Annotated in this window: 25 protein-coding genes and 1 pseudogene; 5 read left to right on the top strand and 21 right to left on the bottom strand. The window is 35.8% G+C overall.

Features of this window, described 5'->3' with window-relative positions; genetic code table 11:
* The first annotated feature begins 261 nt into the window (after nucleotides 1-261).
* Both sdaAB and sdaAA read left to right on the top strand, forming a co-directional pair.
* Complete coding sequence (gene sdaAB, locus BCR22_RS07520) at nucleotides 262-930, top strand: L-serine ammonia-lyase, iron-sulfur-dependent subunit beta (protein WP_069654329.1); 669 nt, start codon at nucleotides 262-264, stop codon at nucleotides 928-930.
* Nucleotides 931-955: 25 nt separating this feature from the next.
* On the top strand, nucleotides 956-1,843 hold the full coding sequence (sdaAA, locus tag BCR22_RS07515; protein ID WP_069654328.1) for an L-serine ammonia-lyase, iron-sulfur-dependent, subunit alpha: 888 nt from the start codon (nucleotides 956-958) through the stop codon (nucleotides 1,841-1,843).
* 57 nt (nucleotides 1,844-1,900) lie between these two features.
* Here sdaAA and rbsK read toward each other — a convergent pair whose 3' ends face one another.
* The 9 genes from rbsK to rpmG form a co-directional block, all read right to left on the bottom strand.
* The gene (gene rbsK, locus BCR22_RS07510; RefSeq protein ID WP_083241777.1) at nucleotides 1,901-2,800 is read right to left on the bottom strand and encodes a ribokinase; all 900 of its coding nucleotides are present in this window, start codon (nucleotides 2,798-2,800) and stop codon (nucleotides 1,901-1,903) included.
* 16 nt (nucleotides 2,801-2,816) lie between these two features.
* A complete protein-coding gene (locus BCR22_RS07505) occupies nucleotides 2,817-3,284 on the bottom strand; it encodes a GNAT family N-acetyltransferase (protein WP_069654327.1) in 468 nt (155 codons plus the stop codon).
* Between the two features lie 35 nt (nucleotides 3,285-3,319).
* The gene (gene dcuC / locus BCR22_RS07500) at nucleotides 3,320-4,693 is read right to left on the bottom strand and encodes a C4-dicarboxylate transporter DcuC (RefSeq protein WP_069654326.1); all 1,374 of its coding nucleotides are present in this window, start codon (nucleotides 4,691-4,693) and stop codon (nucleotides 3,320-3,322) included.
* A gap of 15 nt (nucleotides 4,694-4,708) precedes the next feature.
* Nucleotides 4,709-5,629, bottom strand: a complete 921-nt coding sequence (rihC, locus tag BCR22_RS07495) for a ribonucleoside hydrolase RihC (protein WP_069654325.1) — start codon at nucleotides 5,627-5,629, stop codon at nucleotides 4,709-4,711.
* A 143-nt stretch (nucleotides 5,630-5,772) separates the two neighbouring features.
* A complete protein-coding gene (locus BCR22_RS07490) occupies nucleotides 5,773-6,789 on the bottom strand; it encodes a LacI family DNA-binding transcriptional regulator (RefSeq protein WP_069654324.1) in 1,017 nt (338 codons plus the stop codon).
* 36 nt (nucleotides 6,790-6,825) lie between these two features.
* Nucleotides 6,826-7,689: an alpha/beta fold hydrolase gene (locus BCR22_RS07485; RefSeq protein ID WP_069654323.1), complete on the bottom strand. Its 864-nt coding sequence runs from the start codon at nucleotides 7,687-7,689 to the stop codon at nucleotides 6,826-6,828.
* A 112-nt stretch (nucleotides 7,690-7,801) separates the two neighbouring features.
* A complete protein-coding gene (nusG, locus tag BCR22_RS07480) occupies nucleotides 7,802-8,344 on the bottom strand; it encodes a transcription termination/antitermination protein NusG (RefSeq protein ID WP_010773265.1) in 543 nt (180 codons plus the stop codon).
* Nucleotides 8,345-8,518: 174 nt separating this feature from the next.
* The gene (gene secE, locus BCR22_RS07475; protein WP_025872850.1) at nucleotides 8,519-8,689 is read right to left on the bottom strand and encodes a preprotein translocase subunit SecE; all 171 of its coding nucleotides are present in this window, start codon (nucleotides 8,687-8,689) and stop codon (nucleotides 8,519-8,521) included.
* A 17-nt stretch (nucleotides 8,690-8,706) separates the two neighbouring features.
* On the bottom strand, nucleotides 8,707-8,859 hold the full coding sequence (gene rpmG / locus BCR22_RS07470; protein WP_010760564.1) for a 50S ribosomal protein L33: 153 nt from the start codon (nucleotides 8,857-8,859) through the stop codon (nucleotides 8,707-8,709).
* A 148-nt stretch (nucleotides 8,860-9,007) separates the two neighbouring features.
* On the opposite strand from rpmG, the gene cbpA reads away from it, so the two are divergent.
* Nucleotides 9,008-9,652, top strand: coding sequence for a cyclic di-AMP binding protein CbpA (cbpA, locus tag BCR22_RS07465; RefSeq protein ID WP_069654322.1), 645 nt, complete (start codon nucleotides 9,008-9,010; stop codon nucleotides 9,650-9,652).
* Nucleotides 9,653-9,921: 269 nt separating this feature from the next.
* On the top strand, nucleotides 9,922-10,779 hold the full coding sequence (locus BCR22_RS07460; RefSeq protein ID WP_069654321.1) for a PhzF family phenazine biosynthesis protein: 858 nt from the start codon (nucleotides 9,922-9,924) through the stop codon (nucleotides 10,777-10,779).
* Nucleotides 10,780-10,880: 101 nt separating this feature from the next.
* Here BCR22_RS07460 and murB read toward each other — a convergent pair whose 3' ends face one another.
* From murB to BCR22_RS07420, 9 genes and pseudogenes are all read right to left on the bottom strand, one after another.
* Nucleotides 10,881-11,783 carry a UDP-N-acetylmuramate dehydrogenase gene (murB, locus tag BCR22_RS07455; protein WP_069654320.1) on the bottom strand — a complete coding sequence of 301 codons (903 nt, stop codon included), beginning with the start codon at nucleotides 11,781-11,783 and terminating at the stop codon, nucleotides 10,881-10,883.
* 71 nt (nucleotides 11,784-11,854) lie between these two features.
* On the bottom strand, nucleotides 11,855-12,769 hold the full coding sequence (locus tag BCR22_RS07450) for a Gfo/Idh/MocA family protein (RefSeq protein WP_069654319.1): 915 nt from the start codon (nucleotides 12,767-12,769) through the stop codon (nucleotides 11,855-11,857).
* 296 nt (nucleotides 12,770-13,065) lie between these two features.
* Nucleotides 13,066-13,542 (bottom strand): hypothetical protein, encoded by a 477-nt coding sequence (locus tag BCR22_RS07445; protein ID WP_069654318.1) that lies wholly within the window; start codon nucleotides 13,540-13,542, stop codon nucleotides 13,066-13,068.
* 17 nt (nucleotides 13,543-13,559) lie between these two features.
* Nucleotides 13,560-13,739 (bottom strand): hypothetical protein, encoded by a 180-nt coding sequence (locus BCR22_RS15400; RefSeq protein ID WP_069654317.1) that lies wholly within the window; start codon nucleotides 13,737-13,739, stop codon nucleotides 13,560-13,562.
* Nucleotides 13,740-13,792: 53 nt separating this feature from the next.
* The gene (locus BCR22_RS07435) at nucleotides 13,793-14,326 is read right to left on the bottom strand and encodes a hypothetical protein (protein ID WP_069654316.1); all 534 of its coding nucleotides are present in this window, start codon (nucleotides 14,324-14,326) and stop codon (nucleotides 13,793-13,795) included.
* A gap of 315 nt (nucleotides 14,327-14,641) precedes the next feature.
* Nucleotides 14,642-15,031 carry a hypothetical protein gene (locus BCR22_RS07430; protein ID WP_069654315.1) on the bottom strand — a complete coding sequence of 130 codons (390 nt, stop codon included), beginning with the start codon at nucleotides 15,029-15,031 and terminating at the stop codon, nucleotides 14,642-14,644.
* A 20-nt stretch (nucleotides 15,032-15,051) separates the two neighbouring features.
* Nucleotides 15,052-15,177, bottom strand: a complete 126-nt coding sequence (locus BCR22_RS15575) for a hypothetical protein (RefSeq protein ID WP_205634356.1) — start codon at nucleotides 15,175-15,177, stop codon at nucleotides 15,052-15,054.
* A gap of 24 nt (nucleotides 15,178-15,201) precedes the next feature.
* Nucleotides 15,202-15,474, bottom strand: a pseudogene (locus BCR22_RS15570) (CdiA family toxin C-terminal domain-containing protein); the annotation flags it as partial.
* Between the two features lie 363 nt (nucleotides 15,475-15,837).
* Nucleotides 15,838-16,824, bottom strand: coding sequence for an IS110 family RNA-guided transposase (locus BCR22_RS07420; protein ID WP_205634354.1), 987 nt, complete (start codon nucleotides 16,822-16,824; stop codon nucleotides 15,838-15,840).
* Nucleotides 16,825-17,532: 708 nt separating this feature from the next.
* Between BCR22_RS07420 and BCR22_RS07415 the strand changes: the two genes are divergently transcribed.
* The gene (locus BCR22_RS07415) at nucleotides 17,533-17,958 is read left to right on the top strand and encodes a helix-turn-helix domain-containing protein (RefSeq protein ID WP_069654314.1); all 426 of its coding nucleotides are present in this window, start codon (nucleotides 17,533-17,535) and stop codon (nucleotides 17,956-17,958) included.
* Between the two features lie 244 nt (nucleotides 17,959-18,202).
* Here the strand turns inward: BCR22_RS07415 and BCR22_RS07410 are convergent, their stop codons facing one another.
* The 3 genes from BCR22_RS07410 to BCR22_RS15395 all read right to left on the bottom strand — a co-directional run.
* The gene (locus BCR22_RS07410) at nucleotides 18,203-18,472 is read right to left on the bottom strand and encodes a hypothetical protein (protein ID WP_083241775.1); all 270 of its coding nucleotides are present in this window, start codon (nucleotides 18,470-18,472) and stop codon (nucleotides 18,203-18,205) included.
* A gap of 282 nt (nucleotides 18,473-18,754) precedes the next feature.
* Nucleotides 18,755-19,282, bottom strand: a complete 528-nt coding sequence (locus tag BCR22_RS07405; RefSeq protein WP_069654312.1) for a DUF2247 family protein — start codon at nucleotides 19,280-19,282, stop codon at nucleotides 18,755-18,757.
* The coding region (locus tag BCR22_RS15395) for a hypothetical protein (protein ID WP_205634353.1) at nucleotides 19,282-20,057 on the bottom strand (776 nt) is incomplete at its 5' end. The genes BCR22_RS15395 and BCR22_RS07405, both read right to left, overlap by 1 nt.

The following is a 20,057-nucleotide window of genomic DNA, read 5'->3' as shown; positions in this document are numbered from 1 at the left end:
ATTTCTCCTCCCACGTCATTCTTTGACGAATCAAAGAAATTCTGCATGCAAAAAATGCACACTTAAATAGTATACTCTGCTTCTTATTAAATTTCAATACCTTTCTATTCTTTTTCTTCATAGATTTTCGTTTAGAAATGAGAGAAAGATAAATTTTTCTCGCATTTTTATTGCTGTTCTAGTTTATTCTTTGTAATTATGATAGACTTTCGTTAGAAAAATCCTGATTCACATTTAAATTAAAGGATAGGTGAACAGACAATGGAAAATCTACGTTATAAAAGTGTTTTTGATATCATCGGCCCCGTTATGATTGGTCCAAGTAGTTCTCATACTGCTGGTGCTGCCCGTATCGGTAAAATCGTCCGAAGTATTTTCGGTGAACAGCCAGATACTGTTGATATATATTTATATGAGTCTTTTGCGAAAACGTATCGCGGGCATGGGACTGATATTGCTTTAGTTGGTGGCTTATTGGATATGGAACCAGATGATGAACGTCTTGCTGATTCTTTAAAAATTGCGCATGAACAAGATATGGAAGTTTTATTTGTCCCACTAAAAGAAAAAGCTGAGCACCCAAATCTAGTTAAATTACTTGTTTCTAAAGGTGATCGAAAGCTTTCTGTTACTGGAATCTCAATAGGGGGAGGTAACATTCAAATCTCTGAATTGAATGGGTTCAAAATTTCTTTAACAATGGGGACTCCTACATTTATTATTGTCCATCAAGATGTGCCTGGAATGATTGCTAAAGTTACCAATCTACTCTCTGATACAGATATCAATATTGGCACGATGACTGTAACACGAGAATCCAAAGGTGAAAAAGCCATTATGATCATTGAAATCGACCATGCTGATATTGGTGATATTACAATGAAATTAGTTCAAATCCCTCACATTTACAGTGTAAATTATTTTGATTAACTTAAATTAAAGGAGCAAACTCGTTATGTTTCTATCTATAGAAGAATTAGTACAACAAGCAACAGATTTTCCATCCGTTGCTGAATTGATGATTGCAACAGAGATTGAAAATCACGGACATAGCCGCGAACGAATCATTGAAACGATGGAGCGTAATCTTGCTGTCATGAAGCAATCGATCCAAGAAGGTGTCGACGGTGTGACTTCGGTAACAGGCCTTACTGGTGGTGATGCAACTCGACTTGATGATTATATTCAAACAGGAAACTTTTTAAGCGGAGAAACAATTTTAACAGCGGTTCGAAATGCCGTTGCAGTCAATGAAGTCAATGCAAATATGGGGTTGATCTGTGCAACACCGACTGCTGGAAGCGCCGGTGTCGTCCCGGGTGTTTTGATGGCGGCAATAGAAAAATTACACCTTACACATGAACAACAATTAGACTTTCTTTTTACTGCCGGAGCTTTTGGACTCGTGATCGCAAATAATTCATCGATCAGCGGTGCCGAAGGCGGTTGTCAGGCGGAGGTTGGTTCTGCTAGTGCTATGGCAAGTGCCGCTTTAGTGTGTGCCGCTGGCGGTTCAGCTGATCAAGCCGCACAAGCAATTGCAATTACTTTAAAAAATATGATGGGCTTGATTTGTGATCCTGTGGCCGGTTTGGTCGAGGTCCCTTGCGTAAAACGGAATGCTTTAGGCTCTTCACAAGCCTTTATTTCAGCTGATATGGCTTTAGCAGGCATCCGTAGTGTGATACCACCAGATGAAGTCGTAGCTGCGATGTACCAGGTTGGTCGTCAAATGCCCCAAATTTTTAAAGAAACAGCAGAAGGTGGCTTAGCTGTGACTCCCACTGCGCAACGATTAACAAAAGAACTATTCGACAATCAATCGGCAGCACCCACTAAATAATCAAAAAAGTTTGTAGCAATGATCAAAAGAAATGATGGTTGCTACAAACTTTTTTATTTAAAATAGATCAATATCCTCCAAGGTCGGCATCCCTGTTTGCGCCCCTAGTTTAGTCACAGAAAGTGTAGCACCTTTTCCAGCAAGCTGAATGGCCTCTGAAACCGTCATTTCTTTTGCTAAGCATGCTGCTAAAATCCCATTAAATGTATCTCCGGCACCTGTCGTATCAACAACTGTTACTTCTTTAGCTGGAATCGTAATAACTTCATTCTCCGTTGTGTAAGAGATCCCATCTCTCCCACGAGTTACAATCAGTTGCGTCTTATGGGTTCTTGACCAGTTCAACATTTCCTTTTCAAATTGTCCCTCATCCGTAATTGAGTACCCTAGTAAGCCTTCAAATTCTGTTTCATTTGGTGTGATGATATCTACAACTGGTAGCATATCGATAACTTTTTCATCATAAGGCGCGGGGTTTAAAATCGTTACTGCCCCCTTCGCTTTCGCTAAGGACAGCCCTTTTTTTACTGTTTCGATTGGAATTTCCAATTGTGTCAATAGTATATCATCAGACTTAATGTTTTCAGTCAAGTACGTCTCAATATCTTGTAACAACATATTTGCCCCTGGCAATACAACAATCGCATTGTCTTCCTTTAGTTTAAAAATCGAGGCAACTCCTGTAAAAATATTTTTTTCGGATGTCACTCCACTGACATCAATTTTTTCTTGTTCCAAATGTTTATAAACCTTAGAACCAAATGTATCATCACCGATTTTCCCAATCAATGACACCTTTGCTCCTACACGAGCAGCTGCAACTGCTTGATTCGCTCCTTTTCCGCCGACATAATAGTCGATGCTTTGCCCCAAAAGAGTTTCTCCTACTTTGGGTAGTCGGTCTGTTTCCATAACCATATCCATATTGATACTTCCTAAAACTATTACTTTGTTCATCGCGGACTCTCCTTACTTATATTTTCTTCAAATACTCATAGAAAGAACCCAGATACTCTCTTTCAGCTTCAGTATACTCTGAAATTTTTTCAAAACCATGCTTCTTAAAAAAATAATGCATGTTACGATTAGAATGATTTGTACTTGAATAAATATGCTTTCCATTTTTTTCTTTTATTCTATTTATTATATCATTTAGTAAACTTGATGCATAACCTTTAGATAAATCATTTGGATTTGTTGCAATCCGTCTTAAACGATAAGCTTTTTGATCCAACTTATCTAAAGTAGCTACAGCAGTCAGCTTATGCCCCTCAACTAACTTATATAACGATCCATTATAAATATCCTGCTGAACGATGTCTTCATTAGGATAAAGCTTCGTCCATTGATGCACATCCATTTGTTTCATATATTTTTTTGCACATTCAAACAACTCATTGATTTCTCTACTATCTTTTATTTCGGCTAACATTATTTTCATTTCTGTTCATCTCCGAGAGGGTTCAGTTCACCAACTTAATAAGGAAGTAACAGAATCGATAATACAACAACACAAATAATTCCTATGATTGTCGGAACACTTGTCCGTTTCAAAATACGAACGGGGCTGACATCCACAGTCGATGCAACAATCATCACAACTGCCGCTACTGGAGAAATCGTTCTTGCTAAGTTTGCGATCATTTGCATTGGTAATGAAATTAAAATCCCATCAATTCCAGCCTTAGATGCTATATCTGGAATCAACTCGATCACAGCATAAAACATAGCCAATCCGCCACCACTTAAAATACCAAATAAAGTAGTTGCACCGCTAAAAATCAATGTGGTGACTAATCCAGCTGATGCAGATGATTCAACAGAGGCCATCAAACTATCAATAATCCCTAAAGACTGAACTGCTGTTGTGAATAAAGAACCACCGACAACGAGCATCACAACTTGACTAAAACCTTGTCCCATCCCTTTAAACATCTCAGCAGCAGAGTCTTGAATTTTTTTATACGATCTATGCCTAATTGTTTCAAATGCTACAGCAATGAAAAACGAAATGAATGTCAAAACAAAAATATCCATTTGAATCCCTTTCACAAACATGCTTGTAATCCCGACGACCAAAATTAAAATCAACGGTAACAAAGGTAAAAGAGCATAAATTTTCGGTGTATCTACTTCTTCTTTTTGAGCTAGTTCATCATTTTTGATTGCAATAAAAGCAGACTCACCTTCTTTTTTATCACAGTATTTTTGCCAGAAATAATGAGCTACAGCCATGATCAATAGAGTAGGTATCGAAATTTTAGCGTTCCATGCAACATAGGTCAATAAATCATAATCTAACGTTTGAGCTGCAATAACATTGTCTGCTCCAAGAGGTGTAGGCATGATTGTTGCTGTCATGGCAATTACACCCGCCGCAGTTAAAGAAGAAATTCCCATACTTGCTAACATTGGGTATAAAATCGCCATCAAAATAATCGCTAAGCTAGAAGCACTTGGTACAACTAAAGACATTAAGTTACCGACTAAGAAAACAAGTGGTACAAATAATGCTTTTGATTTTATTTTTTGTAACGGTTTAACCAAACTATTTACAGCAACTTGATTTGCGCCAATAACATTCATATAGCCAGAGTAACCAAACAAAATCATGATCACAATTCCTGCCGAACTAACTTGGGCAATGATCGTATCTTTAAATTTCAAGAAAATATCAAAAAATGCTAAGCCAGTTCCTTCACCTGCTGGGTATAATGGGTGCCCTAATAACACCGCAAACAGTAACAAAATCAATGCACCGCTGATCAAACTTAAGGCCGGATGATAATTTTTAATAATCAAATAAGCAACAAGAGCTAAAACAATTAATACTAATAATGACTCGATCATAGTATGACCCCTTTTTTAATTTATTTTTTCTAAATTCGTTACGACCCAATTCTGAAAAGCGGGGATATCGATAGCTAAACACGCTGTTGCATTTGTTGTATCATGGTATTTCATTTTCAAATCTGCTACGGTGGCACCTGCTGCTGGACCTTCTAAAGCGATTTCAATAAATGTTTCTTGAACTGTAAATAAATCTGGATCTGTTAAATAAGCAATAGCGCAAACATCGTGCATTTTCAACCCAGTCTGCAAACTACCACCGCGATAATGCTGGAATAATGAGTAGAACATGTTGCCAACTTTTCCAAATTCTTTGATTTTTTCTGTTTCATTTCTTGTCAGTACTGCAGTACTGGTTACGTCTAAGCCAACCATTACGATCGGAACGCCTGCTTGGAAAACAATTTGAGCTGCGTGTGGATCAACATACGTATTAAATTCTGCGCTTGTATTCGTGTTTCCTCTTGATAATGAACCGCCCATCATAACGATTTCTTTAATATTCTGCTTTACTTCTGGATACATACTAAAAAGTAAGGCAATATTCGTTAATGCAGCGATTGGAACTAGAGTAATGGGCTCCTTACTTCCAAGGATACACTCTTTCATTGCTTCAACAGCATGTACAGCAAGAGCTTTTGTTGTAGCTTGCGGGAAATCGTATCCGTCCATCCCACTTTCTCCATGAATTTCTGCTGAATCTTCAAGTTGGATCAATAAAGGTTTGTCACAGCCTTTTGCAACAGGTACTTGTTTATCAAAAAAGGACACTAGCTTCAAAGTATTCTCTGTCGTTTTGTTTGCGTTTACATTTCCTGCAACAGTTGTTAGCAACTTAACGTCTAATTCTGAATGATTAAGGGCAATCGATAAAGCTACTGCGTCGTCAATTCCTGGGTCTGTGTCGATGATGATCGGTCTTTTTTCTCTTATCATAAATCCTTCCTCCTTCTTAGGTTAAGCGCATTACCTAATTAGTATAAAAAAAATACTTTTTCAGAAATAAAAAAGTATTTTTAGATTAACCGCTTAATCTATCTGCTCATTATGATAGCGCTTTATTTAAATTTCGTCAATACTTATTTTAAATTTTTGACACTTTCCCCTTTAAATAACATTGGTTTCAGAATGATTGTTTCTGTTTTTACTTTTCGACTAGTTAGTATATTCTTCAGTAATCCAACAGCTTGTTCTGTTAATGCCAAACTATTTTGCTCTACTGTGGCTAATGAAATTCCAAGAATATCTGCTAACTCCAAACGGTCATACCCAATGATTGAAAGATCATCTGGGATCGTTTTCCCGTTGCTCAATGCCTGTTTCAATACACCAAAAGCAACCATATCATTGGAGGTGAGAACAGCTGTTACATCCGTTAACGCAAAAAGTTCCTTTGCTTTTTCCATACCGCAATTAAAACGATACCCCGTTTCAATGATGTATTCTTCTTTTACTTTTACACCATAACTTTCCAATGCTTGTTTATAGCCATTAAGTCGATCCAGTGTACTCGGGACTTTAAAATCTCCCGTCATGAAGGCAATATTCCGATGACCATTTTTTAGAAGATATTCTGCAGAAAGTTTTCCACCAGCTTCGCTATCAAAATAGACTTGATTGACCCCAGTGAATGAAACGTGCCTATCAACTAAAACAAACGGTGCATCGATTTCTTTTAAAAACTGTTCTTGTTCTGCTTTAAATGAAAAAGACGCATTCGACAAAGCAATGATCAAGCCATCAACACCACGATTCAACAGCATTTGAATCAGATTTTTTTCAACAGTAAAATCATCATTAGAATTGACGATAATGGTTAAATAGCCCAATGTTCTAAACCCTTCTTCTAATTGTTTGCAAAGCTTCGAAAAAAAAGGATTCTCAATATCTGGAATAACAACACCAATGGTCTGTGACGCTTTTTTGGCAAGGCTTTGAGCTGCGATATTCGGAACGTAATTCAATTCTTTAGCAATTGCTTTAATTTCTTGTTTCTTTTTTTCAGAGATTCTAGAAGGTTTGTCATTTAAAACTAAAGAAACCGCAGCTTCCGATACGTTGGCCATTTTTGCAATGTCTTTCATTCTGATTTTCATGACTTTCTCCTTTACCAGTAAGCTTGTTTTCGTGGTTTATTTCCATAAAAAATCTATAATACATTTATCGACTTCTGTATTTTCGTGCAGTTGGCTATGTTGCGCTGATTTTCCATAAAAAATTTTTTCTTGTACGTCATTTCCGTGTGCTTTAAGTAATGAAACCACACTTAATGCATCTGCTACAGGAACAGTTCCATCGCTTAGGCTGCCGTCTTCGATATCCCCTGCAATAATCATGACTTTAATATCTTTCGATACTTTCTTGATTCCGCTTAGATAGTCAGTATAGCGTTCACTCTGAACTTTAGGACCATTATTAAGAACATCTTCGATCGACTCTCCTTTAGATAAGTCTACAAAGTTATTAAATGGTGCTGCGATACCGACAAATTTATTGATTTTTGGAAGACTTGCATCATCATATTTCGTTAGATAACGCAAAGAGCTTGCTCCCCCCATTGAATGTCCAACCAAATTAACATCTGTTATGCCATACTTATCGTGGATATACGCCAAACAATTTTTGATCCACTCTGCTTGATTCCACTCATTGTTTTTATTATCTTCAAACAAAATTTGGACACTAGGATTATTTTCTGTGCCAGTCAAGTTCCCTTGCGCCTGGACCTTACCAGTAGGACTAACAATCAAGACTAGCTCTTTTTTTGTAAAAGCATGTCTATCCATCCTTTTAATCATGCGACCAAAAGAACTTTCACCACCACTGTATCCGTGAATAAATAGTGTAGGGATAGCTGTCTTTTTCATTGTTTCACTTGTCGTTGAATTCTTTACAGCTTGTTGGTTTCCATTTTCGGAGACTTTTTTGTTCGTACATCCAGCAAAAAATAAGAAGAAAAAGAGTATTGTTAGCAAGTAATAGTTCATTTTTTTCATTTTATCACCTTTTCAATCGTCACTATAGTAAGAAGAGAGTAGGGCAAAACAATCGTTCGTTTTGCTCCACTCTCTTAATGCCAAAGCAGGTCTGCTTCAGCTTTTTATTTTTTTAGATTGAGTCTACTTGTTCAAAGTCTAACTCTGTACTTGTTTCACGACCAAACATATCGATGTTCACTTTTAATTTTTGACGTTCTTCATCAACTTCTGTTACTTCACCTTCAAGACCAGAAAACGCCCCTTCAATAATACGGACTGTGTCACCTAAAGCAACATCCAAATCAGATTGACGTGTGCTCATGCCGATTGAACGCAAGATGTGATTGATTTCTTCTTGCAATAACGGCGCTGGCTTACTTCCGGCACCATGTGAGCCGACAAACCCAGTAACACCTGGTGTATTACGTACTACATACCAAGAATCATCTGTCATCGTCATTTCCACTAGTACATAACCAGGGAACGTTTTATGAACGATCTCTTTAGACTTGCCATTTTTTACTTCTGTTTCTGTTTCTTCTGGAACGACTACACGAAAAATGAAATCTCCCATGCCCATGCTTTGTGCACGTGATTCAATATTCGCTTTTACTTTGTTTTCGTAACCTGAGTATGTATGTAATACATACCAATTTTTTTCAAATGATTCCATTTCTGATTCGGCTCCTTTAGGGTTTATTGGTTGATGGAACAATACATTAAGAGTCACAAGTACTGCCTTGCACTCATTTTCTTTTTCTCATGTGAAAATAAAAAAACCTCAGTCCCCCGAAGTTTTTCCTCATGTGCTATTATAGCACTGTTTGCAATGAAATACTAGTTTGAATTACTTAAGAATCCAACCAAAAGCTGTTTGGATCACTGTATCCATTACGAAGAATAATGCCGCAAAAATAATGGATGTTTCGATAACAACCAATGTGTCTTTGCGTAATTGTTTTTTAGATGGCCAAGAAACTTGTTTCATCTCATCTTTAACACTACGTAAAAATTTCATTTAAGCTCCTCCAATATCTATTTCGTCTCTTTATGTAACGTGTATTTTTGACAGTATTTACAGAATTTTTTGATTTCTAACCGTTCTCCACGTTTTCCTTCACTGACGGCTTTAGAATAGTTTCTGGAGCCACAATCTGAACAAGCAAGTGCTGATTTTTTTGTTGCCATTGTTCAACCTCCTCTATTCACAAATTTACTCAATAACATTATCATTCTTTCACCAGAATGTCAATGGATACTCAATAAACTATTGTTTTCTTTCAAATTATGTTATCATTACGTTGTCAGACGAATTTAACCTACGGGGGGTCAAAATATGTTATTAAAATCCGTTGTTATCAAAAAGAAAAATCTTACAACTGTCAATGAATCCTGCACTTTGGAAGAAGCGTTGACGATCCTTGAAGACTCAGGGTATCGTTGTGTTCCGATTTTAGATGAATCGGAAAAGATTTTTAGAGGAAATATCTATAAAATGCACATCTACCGCCATAAAGCAAACGGTGGAGACATGAGTTTGCCAGTAACTTATTTATTAAAAAACGCGACTAAATTTATTTTTGTAAACACATCATTCTTTAAAGTCTTTTTCACGATCAAAGAATTACCATATATTGCTGTACTGGATGAGAATAATTATTTTTATGGGATTTTAACCCATAGCACGTTATTGAATATCTTGGCTCAATCCTGGAATATTCAGCGTGGTAGTTATGTATTGACAATTGCGACAACAGGTAAGCAAGGCGATTTGGCTGCGATGACGAAAATCATTGCGAAACACAGCAGTATTGCCAGCTGTATTACGCTTGATATCGGTGAAGATGAATTTATCCGTCGTACCTTGATTACATTGCCAGCAGAAACAACTGAAGAGACTTGTGCCGTGATTGTTGAGAATTTAGAGCGTAAGAATCTTAAAGTCGTTGAAATTGAAGATTTACAAGCAAATGCTGAATAAAATAGTAAAAAAAGGAGCCTGGGACATAACTAAAAAGGTTATGTTTCAGGCTCTTAATAACCGATTAAACGTTGGGCGCAGAAGCAACTCCTTCGGAAATAAGCCGAAATTCACAAAAATTTGAAGAGCAATTTTCGTAAATTCCTTCTTATTTCTCGGAGTTAAACACTTCTGACCCAACCTCTTTTTTTATCTTCACTGTCGAAAGTTCATTTATACATAATACTTTCTATAATACAATTTACTATCGTGAGAAAGGTTGGTACCGTATGAAACAAACTGTATATGTTGCAAGTGCATTTAGTAAAGATCATAAAGGCGGTAATAAAGCCGGAGTCGTATTTATAGAGTATCCATTGACTATTGCTCAAAAAATGGCAATAGCTAAACAACTGGGCTATGCGGAAACTGCATTTATCTCAGAATCTAACATTGCTGATTATAAACTTGAATATTTTACACCAAAAGAAGCGGTCGATTTATGTGGTCATGCTACAATTGCCTCTTTTACGATACTGATGCACTTAAATAAACTCTTCAGAAATCGTTATACGATTGAAACGAATAGCGGTGTTCTTACGATTACCATAAAAGATGACACTATATTCATGGAGCAAAACAAACCGATATTCTATGATGTTCTATCCCCAACAGCGTTCATCGATTGTTTTGACATTGAAGATATTGACACCAACTATCCAATTCAAATTGTCTCAACAGGCTTAAAAGATATTTTAATTCCTATAAAAACCGAAACACAATTACATGCTCTGAAACCCAATTTTGATAAAATTAAAGAAATCAGCAAACATTATAAGGTTGTTGGAATGCATCTATATACGGTTAATGATGATCGAATAATCTGTAGAAATTTTGCTCCACTATATGACATTAATGAAGAAGCAGCCACTGGAACTTCAAACGGTGCGTTAGCTTGCTACCTTTATGAACAGCACTCACTGCAAAAAGATGTCTATGTATTTGAGCAAGGTTACTCTCTAGACTCGTCTTCTGAAATATTAGTTAAATTATCCACCAATAGCGAGAAGGATATAGAAAAAGTGTTTGTTGGTGGCAAAGGGTATTATTGTGAAACAAAGTGTTTAACTGTAGAAGATCATGAGTAAAAGTAGACTATAAAAAAAGGGGGGGGATATGACTCCGCGAGTCACACTCCCTCCCTAAGACACCTAGATAATCGGTGAGAACAGAAGCGAATGTTTCTTTCTTAACGCTCTTCACCAATAATACGTACTTCTGTCTCCAATACAACATCAAATTTTTCTTTGATCACTTGTTGAATATGCGCAATCAATTCAACATAATCAGTAGCCGTAGCATGATCGATATTCACAATAAACCCTGCATGCTTTTCTGAGATTTGAGCGCCGCCCCATTGTAATCCTTGTAAGCCAGCATCTTGAATCAATTTCCCAGTAAAATGTCCTTCTGGTCGTTTAAAGACACTGCCGCAAGATGGGTACTCCAATGGTTGCTTCGATTCTCTTAAGGCAGTCAACTCAACCATCTGATCTTTGATTACGCTATTTTCCCCTTCGCTTAACGAAAAAGTCGCCTCTAATACAATACAGTGCATATCTTGAATCGCACTATGACGATAAGAAAATGCCATCTCTTCATTTGTAAAGGTTTGGATCGTCCCGTCTTCCAACAACACATCAACACTTGTGAAAACGTCTTTAATCTCTCCACCGTAAGCACCCGCATTCATATAGACAGCGCCGCCGATACTTCCAGGAATCCCACAAGCAAATTCAAAACCAGTCAAATCATGCTCCAAAGCAACATAAGTTGTATCGATCAATTTTGCTCCTGCTTCCACAATGATCTGGTTTTTAGAAACAGAGATTTGTTTCATATTTTCCAACATAATTACCATTCCGCGAATACCGCCATCTCGGACAATCAAGTTGCTGGCATTTCCTAGGACAAGCCAAGGGATTTCATGACTTTTACAGTATTCGACTAATGTCGCCACTTCCGCTTTTGATTTTGGAAAAGCTAGAACATCCACAGGTCCACCTGTTTTAGTAAACGTAAAATTCATCAAAGGTTCATCAAATAGTAAGGTTATATCTGTTAATTCATTCATCATTTCAATTTTATTCATCGAAAGTCGTTCCTTTCTTTCAAACATCCTTTTTATTCTAGCATGTCAAAGAGAAACTTTCTAGTCTGACTCTATAAAATATGTTCTTGATGCTTACGTAATATTTGAGCACATAGTTCATGACTTGTAAAGACTTTTTCTTGTTTTAAATACGTGCCATCATTAGTTTGAACTGCTTTGATAAATTCCTCCACCATTTGTTGAAAGCCACGTTTTTCTAATGTAGTTATCCAATCGCCAAATTTTTTTTGTTGTGTCCCTAACGAGTTTTGGCTAGTTAAATCTGTTAGATTTTCCAATACTAACGTTCCTTCTGGACTTGTTACTTGGTAAGTTTCTGTATTTGCTCCTGCGTAGAGATTCATTGAAGCAATGGCTGTCGTAGTTTCTGTTTCTACGTGAAGAATCGCTCTTTTTAGTAAACCATCTTCCTCAATGATTTTTGTTTGAACCTGGCGAATATCATCATCAAGTAAATAGACAAGTGTATCAGCTACATGTAAGAATAAATCGTAGATTACAAAATTAGCTGTAGATTCCGATGCTATTCGATTTTTTTGGATCAGCAGCATATTTTTATTGTCAACTGCTTTTAATTCGTCCACAAACGGTGCAAAACGGCGATTGAAGCCTACCATCAAAATCAGCTTTTTTTCTGCTGCTAGAGCTTGGATTTCTTTGACTTCTGCTAGGTTTTCACTTAACGGTTTATCGATGAACACGTGGATGCCCGCTTCTAGTAGTTGTTTTACTAGTTGACCGTGCACTTTGGTTGCCGCATGAACAAAACAAGCTGCTATTCCAGTCTGAATCAATTCTTCTGTTGAAGCAACCATTTCGTTGAAGCCGTATTTTTCACTGATTTCTTTTCGGGTTTGTTCATTTCGGGTGGATAAAATAAACGTTGCTTGGTCTCTTAGTTGAGAGTACACAGGTAGATATGCTTTTTGCGCGATATTTCCTAAGCCGATGATTCCGATTTTCATATGAATTCCTCACGATCAATAGTTGATATATCCATCATACTATATTTTTTTAGGAATGGTTTAAAATTAGAGCTTTGCAACACAACTAAATCAAGATAGTCATCAGTTTCTATACTGTCTTAGTTTCATTCCGTTTTCATAGTCGACAACTTAACTGATTTGTACATCAAAAAAAGTCCTTTGAATTTTTGTACAATAAATACAGCTAGCTGTTGGCAACTTTAGTAGTGAGATATGGCTTACTAGTCAAGGCTTTATCATTCGATTACCAGTCTTGTGATAAAGTGCCTTTTTATTTAATTTGAATTATATTCTTCTAAATCTTTAGATACAGAAGAATATTCTTTTATAAATTCATTAATAATAGTTAGATCCTTTGACTTAACTAATAAAACTGTACCATCCCATGAAATAAATTCTGTATCTCCTAAAGGATGAATTATTTCTATTTTTGACTTCCACAAAGTTTCATTTCCATCTGCTATTGGTAGTGGAACCTGTAAAACATCATTTAGTTCAGTATTACTTGGAAAACTTGTAAATACTCCCCAAATAAACATTATTTCTTCTTTATTAAAAAGCTCTTTTAGTTCAGTTCCCTTTCTCCAAACATAGTCTTTGTCTATTGGTATCTGTTCAAATGGATAAATATTACATTCGTAGTTACTAATAAGCCACATTTTTTCTAATTCTTTTTGCGGGAGTATATTAAATATTTCTGCCATATTTGCTACATAACCTGTTTTTAATTCACTAATTATTAATCCTTTCATAAACAATCTCCTATCCATTATTTTGATGGTTTTGGTTTTTTGGGATCTGACCAATCCCAAATATGTTCATGTGGAACTTTGGGATGCATTTTAGAATTGCCATGATCAGTATGATGAATATCTTTAATTACTCGTCCTTTATCATCAAAAATTCTTTCACTAATTAAATTACCATTTTTATCGACTCGTTTTATCACAGTATTTGGCTTGTGAATTGTAGGTATTTTACTATTCGTAGTTGTCTCTACTGTCAGTTTAGACCCACTAGGTTTCTTATACCCAGTTTTCCCTTATTCTTCCCTCGATCCAGTGTATAATTCTTACCGCCTTTATTTCCCTTTAAAGTAGTCGTTTTGGGTGCGTTTGCCCCTTTACCAGCAAACCCTTTTCCTCCATAATAAGCACCAATTGCTACGGCTGCGATCGCACTTGCGATGGTCGACCATCGTTGCGCTTTTTCTAAATCCGTTAATGGCTTCCCTGTTTTTTGGTTGATCCCTGTTTTCAATTCTTCTGTAATTGTTTGAAAATACTCGTCAACCAAACCCTTTTCTGGCTTCGTCAAAATATCTAGGTATTCTTTGTATTTTTCATTGAATTGAACGTCTGCTTGTGTGACTTTACTTGGATCGGTCACCCACATCCATACGTAAGCGCCTGTGGCAAGTTGGACACGACAATGGTAACGACCCTTCATCCCTTCCGCAAATTCTTTTGCTCGTTTGTTTTCGATTGCTTCAGCGCGATTTTTCCACCGTTCATCGATCGAAGTGGCCCAGGTCATATCTAATTTCCCAAGATCAAATGTACACAGTACAAATAGCTTTATGACTAATTTCTTTAACTTTTTGTTCACTTTATATTTGAATCTTTTTTACTACTTCAATTTTTTGACATACGAAAAAAACGGATCAGTGTTTTTTCACCCACTCATAAAAAAAAGTCAAAAAGATTAGAAAAGTTTTTTGAATTTTTGTACAATAAATACAGCTAGCTTTTGTTAGCTATTGGCAACTTGATTAGTGAGTTTAGGCCTTGCTATTCAAGGCTCTATTACTTACCAATCTCGTGATAGAATGCCTTTTTTATCTTATAAAAATCATATTCTTAAACTTTCTTTAACTTTTTTTAATAGTCCTATTAAGTCAGTTTCTTCTGGATTTTTTTCAATTTCTTTTTTTACATTTTCATCTAAATAATTATAAAAAGTTTTAAAGTCTAAATACGCTATTTGATCTACTTCGACAGCTGGAGAACCTAATTCAACTAAAATATGATTATCATCTAATGTTTTAGGTAATTGCATCATATCGTAGTCATCTAAATCATTTTTAAAAGAAACAAAAACTATTTCTATTCCATATCCTTTTTTTTCTTTAAAAGCAGATAAAGCTCTTTCTAAATCTTTTCCACTTACTATTGAAAAATAGGTTAACATTAATTGATCTATACTTTTCTTATCATTTAAAATTTGAAATTCATTTTCCATAGTATCACAATCCAATCATTCTAATTTAATACAGGGAAAAAATTAGTTACTTCTCCTGCATCATTTAAATAGCCTATAAATTTTACACCGTTTGGAGAAGTTCCAATAATTGTTCGACCGTCTGGTTGGATTTTCCCATTATTCATGGCAGTCTGCCCCCATTCATACATTTAATTATCACTAATTTTTGTTGGGTCATAAACTGTTTTTGGTTTTTCAATATACTTATAAGATATTGGTTCCGCAACATTACCAGCCATATCTTTTCTAGGTATTTTGTATTCAACTTCATAAATACCATCAATAGTTGGGTGTGGTTTTTTTGAAACAATCAAGTCTTCTGGATTAAATCCTTGATTTTTAAGTGCATTGTTGAAATCATCCATATTATGACCACCAACAACCCCTTTTTTAGTATTGACCACCTCTACATTTTTCAAATGATTCTTTGAATTACTTCCAAATTTAAAGTCATTAGCCCCACTGGCTTTCTCGGGGCGGAGAACTACTTTTGTTAAAAACTAGCTAAAACATTGTTATATCAACAGTTTAGCACACTTTTCTTAACAGGCTATTTTCTCCTCAATTTCAGGCAATTTATACGCTGTTTTTTGCTTCATCATGCTATAAATTATCTTAACCAATTTTCGCATAATACACAATAACGCTTGTATCTTTGTTTTGCCTTCTGAAACTTTCCGCTCGAAATAAGCCCGAAATACTGGATTTCTAGGGTCTCCCTTATTTGTAAGATAAATTTGTTGTATCGCAAGAAAGTACAACGTTGAATATAGTTTTCTGTTCCCTTATGACTTGTTCTGTACATCTTTTCCTTTTCCCGCTGAACTAAAACGTAACGGGGCTACACCTGCATAATTCGCTAATTTGTCTGAACTAGAGAATCGTTCAATATCCCCTATATGACCGACTAAGGCACAAGCGGTCACAATATCTATTCCGGGTATGGTTTCTAGCTTATAATCTAGTTTTTGATACATTTGTTTTTCTGTTCGTTCGAGTTCCTTAATTTCTCGTTGATAGGCTCTTAACTGCCTTGTAATGCTTTGTATCACTGTATCTCTCGCAAATTGATAATCTCGTTCTTTGCTCGTCTCCTGTGCCACTAAATCAAGGATTTTACGGGCTCTGTTTGTTGAACAAGTATTATGACTTGGCACTCTCAAAAATGACCCTAATTCGTCCTCTGATACATGTTCTAAATACTTAGGTGACGGGTAATGTTCAAAGAAGGTAAGAGAAGTTTTACAGTCTAATTCTTTGAAAAATCCTTTATAGTTCGGGTACGCTGTTTGTATCTGTTCATGGAATTGTTGCATTAGTTTGGTACTTGCTTTAACCAGTGCATTTCTCCGATTAACTAAATGGCGCATTGTCCAGTAATAGTCTTGAGGGTTGGCGTCTGGCAAAAGGTGGGAGCGTCTCATTAATACAGCACTAATACATTGGGCGTCCCATGTATCATTCTTTCGTGTACTCGCATAACTCATGCGTTCCATATAGGAAAGTGACGGATTCACTTCTTTTACTGGATACTCTCTATCTAAAAGAAAAATAGATAAAGTTCTACCGTAATGAGTGACGTCTTCCAATCCGAAAATAGGTATCAGCTCCCCTTTTTGTTTGAGTACATAATCTTCTAATTTGTGAAATCCTTGTAACGTGTTCTTGATTTTGATTTCGCCTAGTTTTTCTTCTAAGTAATTCAGTAATACCGCTGTATGGGTTTCTTTATGTATGTCCATACCTACATACAAATACTTGGTTCTATCCATAGTCCTCCAGTTCTATTCAAGTAAATAGTGGCAATCTCAGTTTGAAGCCTCTACATACTCAATGTTGACGAGTAGCGGGCAAGAAAGCGTCAGCCTATCTAATTTCTTGAATTGGAGAATTTCTTAAATTATGGTATACTCAACTTGCGACGGTAGAGTTTTAAATCTAAGAAATTCAGTTTCTTATTTTTGAAATTCTGCTTTTTTTCTTACAACTATAAATCGTAATCGTACAGTTTTGTACACGTAGCCCTCCTATTAGTGGTGAGGGCATTTTCGGAAAAATTTACTTTTCCAAGATACTTCTACTCTATTTTGCGCACGTCACCCCCCTATTAGTAGTGGGGGCTTTTTATTTTTCATCCTATCACCTCCTAAAATGGTCATTTCAATGCACTTTTTGAATCGCTGTAAATACTGATAAATCAACGTTTCTATTCAAATTTTGGTAAATGTCAGGGCGGTGTTACTTTGCGCCCCTCTAACGAGCTTCGCTCGGTTTGGTCGTTGGCACTCACTGCTTGCGCTCCTGCCTTGACGGCGTCGCGCTCATGGCACCACGACCAAACATAAAACTTACTTTTCATTCAAGAGGTAAACATGCTATAATTAACGTGTCAATTTGACACAATCTAATTATAGTTTCATTTCGACACATTGCCAACATTTTTCAATGTCATATTGAAACTTTTTTGAAAGGTGATAACTATGTCTAAATTTTCAGAACGCCTTAAACAGCTTCGTACCGAGAAAAAAATGACACAACAAACAATCGCTGATTTAGTCGGCGTTAATAGAGCAACGTATACGAATTGGGAAAATGGAAAGAGAGAACCCGAACTTGATAAAGTAGTCGAACTTGCGACAGAACTAAATTCCACTGTTGACTATCTTTTAGGCAATTCAGATATTAATTACTTAGATATTACAGAAAAGGAACTAAAAAATTTAAGTAAAGAAGAAGCACAAATCTTATCAGACGAAATGAAAAAGAACTTATTTTCTATCTTTGAAATAGGCAAAGATAAATTTAATATGACCGAGGAAGAAATGGAAATGATGAAAGTTCTCGTCATAAAAAAATTTATGCAAGACATGGACGAAAAAGAAAAAAATGACGCTTCCAATCCATAAAACACTCTAATAAAAGTAAATGGTTCACTCCGTCGATTTCATCGCCATTGACTTTTAGTAGTAGGCATGTGCATTTGTCAGTGCTCGAGGAACTCACAAAATAGCTATCACTTTGGCTAGTTCCTCGAGCTTTTTTAGTCTAACATGCCTACCGTTTGCTTTAGTACTTGAATCTGTTCTTCTAAACTCTTCTTTCTTCACCCTCAGAATCTAGCAAAATAGCATTCTAAACCCTCTAAACCTTTTACTTGCTTTGTAACTCTAATAACTGTTTTTCCATTTGTTGCATAGAATAGCGAAAATCCAGATAGAACATCATGAATATTCGAGAACAAGCATGATATTGCCTACTGAGTTGTTGCTTATTTATTGGTCTGCTTTCATCTTCGAAAAACTTTTCTAACACTGATAATACTTCTTGCCATGATTGGAGTTGTTCCCATACATCATAAAGTGCGTAAATATTTTGATGACTGATTTTTTCAACTGCTTGCTTATTTTCTGTTTGAATCATTTTTCTCACTCCTTTAATTTTGATACACGAAAAAACAGTATCAGTGATTATTATTTACTCACTAATACCGTTTCAATAACTTTTACATTTTCTAGCTGAAATGATTGTACACTTAATAAACATTCGAAAAGACTAGAAAAGTCCTTTGAATTTCTGTACAATAAATACAGCTAGCTTTTGTTAGCTATTGGCAACTTGATTAGTGAGTTCACGCTTACTATTCAAGGCTTTACTATCCGACTCCAATCAGATAGTAGAGTGCCTTTTTTATTTTGATAACTATTAATTTAACTTCTCTTTTTCATCTTCCAACCATTTTTTATGGTCATAAATAACTTTAGATAAGTGTTCCTCAGTATAAAATTCTTGTGGGGTTAATTCATTTTCCACACCTTGATATTGATAAGGCATATCGAAAGGGGATTTCAGATCAAGCCAGAATTCACTAATTTCTAACAAAGCATTTACATAGTCTTTATCTAAGATTTTCTTCAATAGATTATTGACTAAAATCCACCGCCATCTATAATAGGACATCAAATCTTTTTCATTAGAATCTTCAATTAAATCAAGAAGCTTATATATTTCGTTCTCGTCATATGGTGAAAATAGACTTCCAAGCTCCCACACATACGAATTTTCCTCATTTTCATTTTTAGATAGATAATCTAAGGTGTATTTCATTACAAATTCATCATCAAGTATACCCTGTAAATAAAATTCGTTTTCTGAATAACCAAATCTACCTATTTTAAGCTCATTCCAAGAAAAAGGAATATTATTTTTTTTAAATTCATTGATATAATTCATTATTTTATAGGCACTCCATTCAATTCTGGATTTCTGACAAACATTCTGTGCGTAACTTTTCCGTCTTGAATTATCCACTCAAAACGTCCCATAACACCATTTTGGCTTCCTTGAATTTGATATAATTTAGCATTACCTAAATCCGTGACTTCTGCTAAACCAGCATAATTATCAATAATATCAGAGAAACCATGTGCTTTTGGAACATTAGGAAATTCATCTATAATAATTTGAGTTTGTTTTGTAGGTGGTTTTCCTGTTAACGGGTCAATATCATAAACAGAACCTTTCCCTTTAACTGGTTTAATATCATCAACTTTCAGTCCGCTTCCAGATCTAGGAGCTTCTAAAACAGGATTGGTTATTTCCTCTACTACTTTTTGATTAGCCCCACTGGCTTTCTTATACCCAGTTTTCCCTTTATTCTTCCCTCGATCCAGTGTATAATTCTTACCGCCTTTATTTTCCTTTAAAGTAGGCGTCTTAGGTACGTTTGCCTCTTTACCAGTGAACCCTTTTCCTCCATAATAAGCACCAATTGCTACGGCTGCGATCGCACTTGCGATGGTCGACCATCGTTGCGCTTTTTCTAAATCCGTTAATGGTTTCCCTGTTTTTTGATTGATCCCTGTTTTCAATTCTTCTGTAATTGTTTGAAAATACTCGTCAACCAAACCCTTTTCTGGCTTCGTCAATATATCTAGGTATTCTTTATATTTTTCATTGAATTGAACGTCTGCTTGTGTGACTTTACTTGGATCGGTCACCCACATCC

It is taken from the genome of Enterococcus plantarum, from assembly GCF_001730295.1.
In the GTDB taxonomy this organism is placed as follows: Bacteria; Bacillota; Bacilli; order Lactobacillales; family Enterococcaceae; genus Enterococcus_L; species Enterococcus_L plantarum.
This window is presented reverse-complemented; position numbering and strand designations above follow the sequence as displayed.